This is a genomic window from Pseudohaliea rubra DSM 19751 (assembly GCF_000764025.1).
Lineage (GTDB): Bacteria > Pseudomonadota > Gammaproteobacteria > Pseudomonadales > Halieaceae > Pseudohaliea > Pseudohaliea rubra.
The window spans coordinates 17,353-29,107 of sequence record NZ_KN234751.1; the positions used below are offsets into that span (position 1 = coordinate 17,353).

Consider the following 11,755-nt stretch of genomic DNA (forward strand, 5'->3'; position numbering starts at 1 on the left):
ATGGATCTGGGGCTCAGGGATGTGCCGGTGCTGGTGGCAGCGGCGAGTCGCGGCATCGGTCGGGAAGTCGCCCGTCAGTTTCTCCTGGAGGGCGCAAGGGTCGCGATTTTCGCCCGCGACGAAGCTGCGGTGCAGGAAGCTGCGGACGCGCTCGCGGCGGAGACGGGCGGTGAAGTTCACGCCTTCAGTGCAGATGTTACCGACGCGGCTGAGCTGGAGCGTGTCTACCGGGCAGCGGTGGCCGCTATCGGCGCGCCTGGGGTGCTGGTCAATAATGCCGGCGGACCCCCCGCGGCACCGCACGATGAACTCGGGGATGCAGCCTGGATGGCGGCCTTTGAGCTGACCTTGCTGTCTGTGGTGCGCCTCACCCGCCTCGCCCTACCCGCGATGCGGCAGGCGGGTGGAGGTCGCATCGTGAATATCTCCTCTGTTTCTGTGCGCCAGCCTCTGGACAACATGATGCTCTCCAACAGCCTGCGTCTAGGCGTCGCCGGTTGGGCCAAGACCCTCGCCGATGAGGTCGCCGCGGACGGTATTCTCGTTAATACCGTATGCCCGGGCTGGACGGCGACAGACCGGGTAGCGCAGCTCCTCGAGGCGCGTGGCGCGGCGCTGGGCAGCGACCCGGCGGAACTTCGCAAAGCTATCGAGAGTCGTATTCCGCTAGGCCGGCTTGCGGCTCCCGCTGAGATCGCCGCGGCCGTGCTGTTCCTCGCTTCCCGCGCCGCGAGTTACATCACCGGCACCCAGCTGCTTGTGGACGGCGGTTATGCCAGGGCGCTCTGACGGCGCGGCTCTCGCTCGCAGCCGGGCCGCCGTGGCCAGTGCCGGCGTGATTGATGTCCATGCGCATGTGGTGCTTGCCGATACTCTGGGCGCGGCAGGCGCTTTCGGCCCGGAGCTCGGCCGTGACGGAGAGGGGAGTCCGTGGTTCCGCATCGGCGACTACCATCTCCATGGTGTGCGCTACGAGGGCAGCCCGTTCATGGATCCCGCGCTGCGCATCGAGGCCATGGACCGGGCCGGCATTGATCTGCAGGTGCTGTCGCCGAATCCGCTCACCTACTTTCACTTCATCCCGGTGGCGGAAGCCACGGCGTTCTGCCGGCGGCACAATGATGCCCTCGCGGCGCTCATCGACGCGTATCCGGACCGGCTGGCCGGTTTCGCCGCAGTGCCGATCCAGGACACGGCGGCTGCCTGCGAGGAAACGGAGCGCGCGGTGCGCGAGCTAGGTCTCCTCGGCCCCTACATCGGTACGGATGTCGGCCGGCACCTCAACGACGCCGGCCTTGACCCCTTTTACGAGACCGTTGCCGCCCTCGATGTGCCTCTGTTCATCCACCCGGCTCCGGCGGGTATCGATGGGCCGCCGGGGGACGCGAATCTGCGGCAGTTCGACCTCGATATCATCACCGGTTTTGCCGCCCAGGAAGCCATCGCGGTAGCGACGCTTATCTACGGCGGCGTCCTCGAGCGGCATCCCCGTCTCGATATCTGCCTCAGTCACGCCGGTGGCGCCACGCCGGCGCTTATCGGCCGCCTCGAGGCGGCCTGCATGAAGCGGCCCTGGGCGCCTCCACAGCTGCGCCACGAGGGGGCGTTCCGGAACAGCCTGCGGCGGCTCTGGTTTGACGCCCACGTGCACGACGCGCGTGTGGCAGCGCTGGTGGTGGAGCTTGTGGGTATGGATCATCTGGTCCTCGGTACCAATTTTGCAGGCTGGGATCAGGGGGAGATCACTTTCCTGGGTGAGCGCGCGGTGGCGCTCGGTGCTAACGCCAGGCGACTTCTCAGGGCAGCCGCATGACCGGTAGCGCCGATCGCTCCGAACTGGCGGCGCGCTGGCCGCTCATCCCGGCGGCCTGCATCGGCGTGATCTGCAGCGCGTTTGTGCTGCCCTATTACACCGTCGGCGCGCTGCTCGTGCCTGTGACCGAAGAGTTCGGCTGGTCCCGGGCCCAGTTCCAGGCTGCAATCCTGTTCAGCTCGGGCCTGGGCGCCCTGACGTCTCCCCTGGTCGGCTGGCTCAATGACCGTTACGGCTCCCGGCGTGTGGCGCTGCCCGCCATGGTAGGCGTCGGCCTGGGTTTTCTGCTCGCCTCCACCATGGACGGGCGACTCTGGACGCTGTTCGTTGCCTACGGCGCCATGGCCTTGCTCGGCGCCGGCACGATCCCGGTGACCTGGACCCGCGCCATCGCCAACAGTTTTTCCCGTCACCGGGGCATGGCCCTCGGCCTCGCCCTGACCGGGACGGGCGTCTGCGCAGCCATTGCGCCACACTACGCGGTTTTCCTTGCCGACAACTTCGGCTGGCGCAGTGCCTATATCGGTCTGGCGCTGTTGCCCCTGCTCATTGGCCTGCCGGTCCTTCTTGTGCTTTTCAAGCCCCGTGAGGCCGGTGATCCCGATGACGCTGGCAACAGCGTGCTGCTCACCGGCATGACCCTGGGCGAGGCCGTCCGAGGCTACCGCTTCTGGCTGATTCTCGTATCGATCCTGTTCGCCTACATGGGTTTCTCGGGGATTGGTCCCAACCTCCTGCCCTCGATGACCGACGATGGCTTCAGCCGTGAGCAGGCGGCCGGTATCCAGAGCATCTTCGGCTTGTCCATCATCATCGGCCGCGTTGTCGTCGGGTTTCTCATCGACCGGCTCTGGGCACCGGGAGTCGCCGCCGCGTGCCTGGTGCTGCCGGCGGTTGGCGCAATGCTCTTCCATGGCGAGCAGTCCTTGCTGGCGGCGCAGCTGGCGAGCTTCTTTATCGGCTTTGCAGCCGGTGCGGAACTGGATCTCATGGCGTTTCTTGTCGCCCGTTACTTTGGCCTGCTGCATTACGCGAAGATCTACGCGGTGCTTTACGCCACCCTCGCGATCTGCTCCGGCACGGCGCCGATGCTGTTCGCGTTCGCCTATGACCTGACGGCCTCCTACGACTTCGGCTTTCTGGTCGCAACCGGACTGTTCCTGGTTTCCGCAACCGTTGTGCTTTCCCTGGGGAGCTATCCGAAAGCCTATGCTGATGCACACTGACAACCCTGACCGTTCCCGGAGCGTTTCGGGCGCTGATCGGGGCGCCAGCCCCTCACCGCATGCTGGACGCGGTGAAAACTATCCCAATTACAATAAGTGAGGATGCAGTAATGAAAATAACAAACCGCACCACCGCTCTCTGCGCGGCTCTCACCGCTATGTCGCTGAACGCCGAAGCGCAGAACACGCGACAGCGTGCCACCGCTCTCGAGGAGGTGATTGTCACGGCGCAGAAGCGCGAAGAATCAAAGCAGGACGTCGGCATCTCAGTGAGTGCTCTTGATGCCGCGGCCCTCGAGCGGACCTTCGCCCGCGATATCCAGGAAATCGAGTCCCTGTCGCCCAATATGATCATCGATCCTATCTTCGGCGTGAATACGGCCGCGATCTCCATCCGCGGCATGCAGCTCAATGACGGCGAGAAATCCTTCGATCCGGCCGTGGCGGTATATCTCGACGGTGTCTACCTTGCGACGACGACCGGCGCGTTGTTACACCTGTGGGACGCCAGCTCCGTGGAGGTCCTGCGCGGTCCGCAGGGAAGTCTCTTCGGTCGCAACACCATCGGCGGTCTGGTGCACATCCAGCGCGCCGATCCCACGGGCGAATGGGGCGGGAAGGTGGCGTACACCTATGGTCGCTTTGATCAGAATGACTACAAGGCGATGCTGAACTTTCCCTCCATCCTCAATGACACGCTGGCTACCAAGATCAGCGTGATACGCAAGGACGGCGGATCCTACTTCGACAACGAGGTCAGGGGAGGCGTGGACGGCCATATCGATTTCTGGGGGGTGACGGGTACCGCACTCTGGCAGCCCTCCGATGACTTCGAGGCCCGGCTCATCTACGAGTGGAACGAGGACAAGACCGATAACCTGCCCATCACTGGGCTGGCCGTCGAGGGCGATGTGCTGTCTTTCGTTCCCGGTGGCCTCGGCCGTCGTCCGGAGGATACCGGCTACCACAGGAATTCCCGCATCGTCGCCGAAAACCCCGGTCGCCTTGAGACCGATGCGCTGACGTTGAACGCCAGCTGGGCCCTGGGTGAGGTGCATCATCTTGAGACCATCATCGGCTGGCGTCAGTCCGACGAGTTCGTCCGTACGGATTACGATGCAGTTACACCGGAACTGTTCTGGGTATTCCGTCCCCAGGAGCTGGAGCAGACCAGCGTTGAGCTGCGCTGGCATATGGATACAGAGCGCTTCAAGACGGTGCTGGGTGCCTTCTGGTGGGACAGCGAATATTCCCTCCGGCAGACCAACGTGTCGCCGCTGTTCTTCGGCACCGATGACTTCGAAGCAAGGCCCTTCTTCGACCAGAAGACGGAGTCCTACGCGATCTTCGGTCAGCTCGACTACAACCTGACGGACAAGCTGATGCTGACCGTCGGCGGGCGCTGGCTTGAGGAGGAGAAGACCGCCTGCGGCGCTTCCCAGCTTGCTGCCGGCGGTCAGGTGCTCCCCGGTGCCACTGCCTTCGGTGAACCCGGCTACGGCTTCTGCGGCGATCCTGCGTTCATCCTCGAGACCGATTATGTGGACGTCAACGGCACCCAGCAGCAGGTGCAGGGTAGCGAGACCTGGTCGGAGTTCACGCCCAAGGTCGCCCTTACCTATGAAATTCCCCAGGGCATTGTCTACGCCAGCTACTCGGAGGGTTTCCGCTCCGGGGGGTTCAATGGTCGCGCCTCCAACGGCGTGACCTTCGGCCCCTACGATCCTGAGAAGGTGGAGTCCTACGAGCTGGGGATCAAGACCGACTGGCTTGAAGACCGCCTGCGCGTCAACGCCACTCTCTTCGTCACCGATTATCAGGACAAGCAGGAGGACGTCGTTTTCCCCGATCCGAACCTGGTGACGGTGACGCTGGTACAGAACGCTGCCTCCGCCAGCATCAACGGCTTTGAACTGGAGGTCAGTGCCGTACCTGTCGACGGGCTCACGCTGTCCGGAAACTTCGGTTACCTGGATGCGCAGTTCGACGAATGGATGGTCCCCGGCCTCAATGGCCAGCCCGTGGACAAGTCGGACTTTGAGCTGCGCCGTGCACCGGAGTTTACCGCTGCCCTCAATGCCGTCTACGAGCACCAGCTCGGCAATGGCGACTTCCTCATTTTCACCGCCAACTATGCGTGGAAGGATGACTATTACGTCAACGCCAACTCGGTCACGACGCACAACGAGATCTGGGGGCGTCCGGTCGGTCGCAATGACGCTTTCGGCCTTCTCGACCTGTCTATCAACTACGAGAACGAGAACTGGCGCGCATCGATTTTCGGGAAGAACGTCACCGGAGAGGATTACTTCCTGCACGTTCTGGACGTCGGCTACAACTTCAATGGCGGCCCTGGCGGGGAACCCATTCCCCTTCCCGGGCTCTGGACCTACGGCACCATCAACTCGCCGCCGGTCTATGGCTTCGAGCTTCAGTACAGCTTCTAGGAGACCCGGAGGCGGTTGCAGGAGACAACTATGAAAACGATCGATCATGGCACTGCCCGTCGGGTGGCGCCGCTTGCCCGTGTCGGGGCGGCGCTGCTGTGGATGCTGGGCTGCATCGCAGGCAGCAGCGCAGTGGCTGCGGACCGCCTGACATCCACGGATGACTTCCAGACGGCGAGCGTCGAACTCGGTGAGCGGAGCGCGCTGCCCGGGGCCGGGCTCTTCGCCCGTGCCTGCGGCGCCTGTCACTACGGCGGCGTTTACAAGGCACCGCATTTTTCCTGGCTCGAGCTGATGCCGCCGCGCACCCTCTATCACGCCATGACCAAGGGAGTCATGGCGAGCCAGGCCGCTGAGCTCAGCGAGGCCGAAAAGGTGCAGGTCGTGGAGTACCTGACGCAGAAGCCCTTCGACCCGGCCGCAGTGGCCGCCGCGCCATCGCTGCCCCGATGCAGCGCGGAGGCCGCTGTGTTCGATCGCGGAGAGCCTTTTCACCCTGTGACTCCGGGCCACGACACGCGTCGTTACCTGCCGTCAGCGGTTGCCGGGCTGTCCGCTTCAGAACTGCCGTCTCTGGAGTTGAAGTGGGCCTTCGCCTTTCCCGGGGCTACCCGCGCCCGCTCGCAACCAACGGCGGGTATGGGGGCGATCTTCGTGGGCAGCCAGGACGGCACCGTCTATGCCTTCGATGTCGAGACCGGCTGTGTGCGCTGGACGTTCCAGGCCGCCGCGGAAGTGCGCACGGGGGTGGTTCTAGATCGGCGCGGCGCGGATGACGCACTCCTCTTCTTCGGCGACATCATCGCCAACTTCTATGCGGTCGATGCCCTGACCGGCGACCTGCGCTGGAAACAGCGCGTCGACGAGCATCCCAGCGCGACCCTGACGGCGACCCCGGCGGTCCATGCGGACCGCGTCTATGTGCCTGTGTCGTCCCTTGAGGTCGTCGCGGCCGCGGATGCTGAGTACCCCTGCTGCAGCTTCCGTGGCAAAGTGCTGGCCCTGGATCGCGCCACGGGAAGCCCGCAGTGGACCGCTCATGCGATTGAGGAGGAGCCCGCGGTAACCGGTGAGACGCCGGTGGGTACGGCGGTGCTGTCGCCGTCCGGCGCGCCGGTCTGGACAACGCCTACGGTCATTCCGGAGCTCGGCCTCCTGGTGTTCGGCACCGGGGAAAACTATTCCTCGCCCGCCGATGGTAACAGCGATGCGATTGTCGCCGTTGATCTCGCCAGCGGTGAGCGGCGCTGGGTGCATCAGGTTACGCCCAATGACGCCTGGAACGTGGCCTGCATGATGGCCGACAACCCCAATTGTCCCGAAGAGGACGGGCCCGACTATGACCAGGGCTCCAGCGTGCTTTGGCTCGGTGCCGGGGGTCCGAAGATTCTCGTGGCGGGCCACAAGAGTGGTCACGTGACGGGGCATGATCCTCGGGACGGTCGGGAACTGTGGCGCGTTGCCATTGGTCGCGGCAGTATCCAGGGTGGCGTCCATTTTGGCATGGCGGCGGAGGGTGCGGTGGTCTATGCCCCCGTTAACGACATGAACAATACGCGCAACGGTGATGTCCTTGATCCCGCTCTCGCTCGACCGGGAATGCATGCGGTGGATGCGCGCACGGGCGAGCTGCTCTGGAGTCGCGTCAACCCCGATCAGTGCGGCGACGACCGCCCCTTCTGCGATCCGGGCATCTCCGCCGCCGTGACGGCGATCCCGGGCGCCGTGCTGGCCGGGCACCTTGACGGGGTGCTGCGAGCCTACGACCGGGCCAGCGGCGAATTGCTCTGGCACTATGACACCACGCAGGCGGTGACCGGCACGAACGGTGAGACAGCCCGGGGCGGCGGCATGAGCGGCGGCGCCGGCGCCTTCGTCTACCGGGGCCATGTCATCGCCAACTCGGGTTACGGCCTTTACTACCACGAACCCGGTAACGCGCTGCTGGTCTTCGCGCCAGCGAGCAAGGACCGTTAGGCGTGGGGCGCCCGCTGGGTGCTCGGGCGCCCCGGATGCCGACAGATCGTCGCCCCAGGCGGTGCTGACTTTTCTGCGCCCGCCTTGAAATCCCGTCCTCCGGCCCCACCATAACCTCGTTGCGAGTCGGGGGTCGTCATGAGCTCACAGGTGGACGGGAAAGCGGAAAACTACAGCCAGTCGGCGCCTGCGGTGGCGGACGAGGTCCTCCCCGATACCATCCACCTGATGCCCGTGCCGAACCGGCCTTTCTTCCCCGGGCAGGTGCAGCCCGTGGCGATCAATCCCGACGAGTGGGGCGATACCCTCAAGGCCATGAATCGCAGCGGCAGCGCCGTTGTTGGCCTGGCTTTTGTGCCCGGCGTTGCGCCGGGCGATGCCGAGGCGCGGCAATTTCCGGAGATCGGCTGCGCCGTGCGCCTGCACAAACCGCAGTCCATGGCGGAAAATCCGGCGCACTTCGTCGCGCAGGGGCTCAAGCGCTTCCGCATCGTGCGCTGGCTCACCGACAAGGCTCCGTGGCTGGTGCAGGTCGAGTACCCGCGCAGCCAGGGGGATCGGGAAAGCGACGAGATCAAGGCCTACGCCATGGCCCTGATCAAGGCGATCAAGGAACTGCTGCCGCTGAACCCCCTGTACGGCGAAGAGCTCAAGCAGTATCTCGCCAACTTCAACCCGAACCAGCCGAGTCTGCTGGCGGATTTCTCCGCGGCGCTGACCACTGCCACCGGGGATGACCTGCAGGAGATCCTCGAGACGCTGCCGCTGCAGTCGCGCATGGAGAAAGTGCTCGGCTTGCTCAAGCGCGAGCGTGAGGTGGCGGAGCTGCAGGGCAGGATCACCCAGCAGGTCAACGAGAAGGTATCGACGCAGCAGCGGGAGTTTTTCCTGCGCGAACAGCTCAAGGTCATCCAGAAAGAGCTGGGCATCTCCAAGGATGACCGCACTTCGGACGCGGAGCTGTTCCGGGAGCGTCTCGAGGCGCTGTCGCCGCCCGAGCCGGTGGCCCGTCGCATCGAGGACGAGCTGCACAAGCTCGGGGTGCTCGAACCCGGGTCGCCGGAATACGGGGTGACCCGCAACTACCTGGACTGGGCGACCAGCGTGCCCTGGGGCGTGTGCTCGGCGGATCAGCTGGACCTTGCCCATGCCACCGAGGTGCTGGATGCAGAACACGATGGTCTGGAGGATGTGAAGGCGCGGATTCTCGAATTTCTCGCCGTGGGCGCCTTTCGCGGCCGCATCGCCGGTTCCATTCTCCTGCTCGTTGGCCCGCCGGGAGTCGGCAAGACCAGTATCGGCCGCTCCGTGGCTCAGGCGCTGGGCCGGGCGTTCTACCGCTTCAGCCTCGGTGGCATGCGCGACGAGGCGGAGATCAAAGGGCACCGGCGCACCTACATCGGCGCCATGCCAGGCAAGTTCGTACAGGCGCTGAAAGAGGTGAAGGTCGCCAACCCGGTGATCATGCTCGATGAGATCGACAAGATCGGCGCCTCCTATCAGGGGGATCCCGCCTCGGCACTGCTCGAGGTCCTCGACCCGGAGCAGAACACGGATTTTCTGGACCATTACCTTGATCTGCGCGTGGACCTGTCGCAGGTGCTGTTCATCTGCACCGCGAACCAGCTTGACACCATTCCCGGCCCGCTGCTGGACCGCATGGAAGTACTGCGCCTGGCGGGCTATGTGGCGGAGGAAAAGCTGGCCATTGCGAAGCACCACCTGTGGCCCAAGCAGCTCGAGCGCCACGGTCTGCCGGCGGAGCAGCTGAAGATCAACGATGCGGCGCTCAAAGTCGTCATCGAGTCCTACTGCCGCGAGGCAGGGGTGCGCAACCTGGAAAAGCAGCTCGCGCGGATCATGCGTAAGAGCATTCGCAAGCTCATGGATGGCGACCGTTCGGCAAAGCTGCGCGTGGGCAAGAAAGATATCGAAGACCTGCTCGGCAAGCCCGTCTACACCCAGGAGCGCCCGCAGCGCGGCGTCGGTGTCGTCACCGGGCTGGCCTGGACGGCCATGGGCGGCGCGACACTGGCTATCGAGTCGTCGCAGGTGCACACGCTGAACCGGGGCTTCAAGCTCACCGGCAAGCTCGGTGATGTGATGAAGGAGTCGGCGGAGATCGCCTACAGCTACGTGGTGGCGCACCTGAAGGACTACGGCTGCGACCGGGATTTCTTCGACATGGCCCAGGTGCATCTGCATGTGCCCGAGGGCGCGACGCCGAAGGACGGCCCCAGCGCCGGCATTACCATGGCCACGGCTCTGGTGTCCCTTGCCCGCCGCGAGCGCATCCGCCGGCCCCTGGCCATGACCGGGGAGCTCACGCTGACCGGCCAGGTGCTGGCCGTGGGCGGCATCCGCGAAAAGCTTATCGCCGCGCGGCGCAGCCGTATCTTCGAGGTGATCCTGCCGCAGGCGAACAAGCGCGACTACGAGGAGCTGCCGGACTTTCTGCGCGAGGGCATGACCGCCCATTTCGCGCGCAGCTACCGGGAGGTCTTCGAGTACGTGTTCACCGGGCACCGCCGGGACGGCGCCCTGCACTAATGCCCGGGCCTCTTAGCCGCCGGGCCGGATGGCGTGCGGGAGCATCTCGGCGTAGATCGCCTCTGCTTCCGCGCACAGGGCCTCGTACGGGGCGGGCAGCGGCGGGAGCGGCTGGTCCGGCGCCGGTGCCGCGAAGCCTGTCGAGGCTTCCACCGCCGCGTACCAGTGTGGCGCCCAGACACCGTCGCTGGCCCGGGGGCCGGCCGGCCAGGTCAGCATGCGCCCACTGAAGGCGATGCCCAGACGGTCGCACAGCTGGCGCAGGACACTCCCCGGATCCTGCAGCGTGAGCGCCGAGTCGATGACCGGCGGCACGGCGCCGAGGCGCTCCCGGACCCGGCGGAACAGGGTGAGCTGCTGCGGAAAGCCGACCTCCTCAAGGCTGAAGTCCGGCCGGATGCGCGCGTAGGAGGCGAGGATCCGGCGCGGTTCGCGGATCAGGAAACAGTTCTCGAGTCCGTCGGTGAAGGCCAGATCCATGGACGGCAGCAGGTGCTGGGTCATGTGCTTCTGGTAGAACACGCTGGCGCCGCCGCGCTCTCCATGGACCAGGTCTTCGGCGACCACGCGCCAGTCCGCAGGCTGAGTGGCGATGATGGCCTCCCGGGCCGGGTGGTCCAGCCCCGTTTCCAGCAGGTAGGCCGCGTAGAAGGGTTCGTCGATGACTGTGCAGTCGGCCCGGTTTTCGAAGGCCCGCAGCATGGCCGTGCTGATATTGCGCGGTCCGGACCACATGGCAATGCGACGCACGGCGCTCAGCCCGCCCGCGGATGGTCGGCGCCGGGACCGTCGATGTAGCGCGCTACCCGGTCCCGGTAGCCCTGGCGCAGGCGCGTGATGAACGGATGCTGGCCGCTGCCGTCGCCAATGCTGCGTCCGTCCACCTCGCGCACGGGCACCAGGCCGGCGAAGGTGCCGGTGACGAAGGCCTCCCGGGCGTTGTAGACGTCGTTCAGGGTGAAGTTTTTCTCCCGCGCCGGGATGCCGAGTTCCCGGGCGACCTGCAGCACTTTCTCCCGGGTGATGCCGTCGAGGCAGTAATCGCCCGTAGAGGTCCAGAGCTCCTCTCGGCGCACGATGAAAAAGTGCGTCGAGTTGCAGGTGGCGACGAAGCCGTGTGGATCGAGCATGAGCGCCTCGTCATGGCCGGCCTTGGCGGCCTGGATGCAGGCGGTGATGCAGTTCAGCTTGGAGTGGGTGTTGAGCGTCGGGTCCTGCACGTCCGAGTAGCCCCGGCGTACGTGTACGGTAAACAGGCGGACGCCCCGGTCCACGGTCTCCGGCAGCGGATCCTTGTACTCGGGAATGATCACCACCGTCGGCGGCGTCACGGTCATGCGCGGATCCTGATAGGGCGTGGCCTTGACCCCGCGCGACACCATGAGGCGGATGTGCACGCCATCCTGCATGCCATTGGCGGCGAGCACCGCATAGAGGCGGCGGGTGAGGGTGTCGCGATCGAAATCCGGCGCGAAATCCAGGGTTTTCATGCCCTCGAAGAGCCGCTCGAGGTGCCGCTCCAGGAACAGTATGGTAGCGCGTTCCACGCGCAGACCCTCCCAGACCCCGTCGCCGAGGATGAAGCCCGAATCGAAGACGGAGACCGTGGCCCGGGCCCGTGGGAGCAGTTCGCCGTTGATGTCGATAAGGATGTCGGCGTTACGGGGGTCGTCGACGTAGTCGTGGGTACCTTTCATGGGGGAAGCTCCGGCGCTGGGGAAACCGCCGATTATCAGCCCTGG

At 65.3% G+C, this 11,755-nt stretch carries 8 protein-coding genes; 6 read left to right on the top strand and 2 right to left on the bottom strand.

Annotation, left to right across the window (positions count from 1 at the left end):
- The 6 genes from HRUBRA_RS04240 to lon all read left to right on the top strand — a co-directional run bounded on the left by HRUBRA_RS04240 (position 1) and on the right by lon (position 10,013).
- Positions 1 to 789, top strand: a complete 789-nt coding sequence (locus HRUBRA_RS04240) for an SDR family oxidoreductase (protein WP_035514824.1) — start codon at positions 1 to 3, stop codon at positions 787 to 789.
- The gene (locus tag HRUBRA_RS04245) at positions 773 to 1,813 is read left to right on the top strand and encodes an amidohydrolase family protein (RefSeq protein WP_084592441.1); all 1,041 of its coding nucleotides are present in this window, start codon (positions 773 to 775) and stop codon (positions 1,811 to 1,813) included. The genes HRUBRA_RS04240 and HRUBRA_RS04245 overlap by 17 nt, the downstream gene beginning before the upstream one ends.
- A complete protein-coding gene (locus tag HRUBRA_RS04250) occupies positions 1,810 to 3,039 on the top strand; it encodes an MFS transporter (RefSeq protein WP_035514827.1) in 1,230 nt (409 codons plus the stop codon). The genes HRUBRA_RS04245 and HRUBRA_RS04250 overlap by 4 nt, the downstream gene beginning before the upstream one ends.
- Before the next feature lie 110 nt (positions 3,040 to 3,149).
- Positions 3,150 to 5,486 (top strand): TonB-dependent receptor, encoded by a 2,337-nt coding sequence (locus tag HRUBRA_RS04255; protein ID WP_035514828.1) that lies wholly within the window; start codon positions 3,150 to 3,152, stop codon positions 5,484 to 5,486.
- A gap of 30 nt (positions 5,487 to 5,516) precedes the next feature.
- Positions 5,517 to 7,463: an outer membrane protein assembly factor BamB family protein gene (locus HRUBRA_RS04260; RefSeq protein ID WP_052094371.1), complete on the top strand. Its 1,947-nt coding sequence runs from the start codon at positions 5,517 to 5,519 to the stop codon at positions 7,461 to 7,463.
- A 138-nt stretch (positions 7,464 to 7,601) separates the two neighbouring features.
- A complete protein-coding gene (lon, locus tag HRUBRA_RS04265; RefSeq protein ID WP_052094372.1) occupies positions 7,602 to 10,013 on the top strand; it encodes an endopeptidase La in 2,412 nt (803 codons plus the stop codon).
- A 12-nt stretch (positions 10,014 to 10,025) separates the two neighbouring features.
- Here the strand turns inward: lon and HRUBRA_RS04270 are convergent, their stop codons facing one another.
- Together HRUBRA_RS04270 and HRUBRA_RS04275 are read right to left on the bottom strand one after the other, a co-directional pair.
- Positions 10,026 to 10,763 carry a sulfotransferase-like domain-containing protein gene (locus HRUBRA_RS04270; protein ID WP_236629779.1) on the bottom strand — a complete coding sequence of 246 codons (738 nt, stop codon included), beginning with the start codon at positions 10,761 to 10,763 and terminating at the stop codon, positions 10,026 to 10,028.
- Positions 10,764 to 10,768: 5 nt separating this feature from the next.
- Complete coding sequence (locus HRUBRA_RS04275) at positions 10,769 to 11,710, bottom strand: aminotransferase class IV (RefSeq protein WP_035514836.1); 942 nt, start codon at positions 11,708 to 11,710, stop codon at positions 10,769 to 10,771.
- Positions 11,711 to 11,755 lie beyond the last annotated feature (45 nt).

Excerpts from the sequence above, each read along its gene's own strand:
- lon (WP_052094372.1), top strand. The coding sequence starts at position 7,602 with ATGAGCTCACAGGTGGACGGGAAAGCGGAAAACTACAGCCAGTCGGCG.
- HRUBRA_RS04255 (WP_035514828.1), top strand. The coding sequence starts at position 3,150 with ATGAAAATAACAAACCGCACCACCGCTCTCTGCGCGGCTCTCACCGCT.
- HRUBRA_RS04275 (WP_035514836.1), bottom strand. The coding sequence starts at position 11,710 with ATGAAAGGTACCCACGACTACGTCGACGACCCCCGTAACGCCGACATC.
- HRUBRA_RS04260 (WP_052094371.1), top strand. The coding sequence starts at position 5,517 with ATGAAAACGATCGATCATGGCACTGCCCGTCGGGTGGCGCCGCTTGCC.
- HRUBRA_RS04250 (WP_035514827.1), top strand. The coding sequence starts at position 1,810 with ATGACCGGTAGCGCCGATCGCTCCGAACTGGCGGCGCGCTGGCCGCTC.
- HRUBRA_RS04240 (WP_035514824.1), top strand. The coding sequence starts at position 1 with ATGGATCTGGGGCTCAGGGATGTGCCGGTGCTGGTGGCAGCGGCGAGT.
- HRUBRA_RS04245 (WP_084592441.1), top strand. The coding sequence starts at position 773 with ATGCCAGGGCGCTCTGACGGCGCGGCTCTCGCTCGCAGCCGGGCCGCC.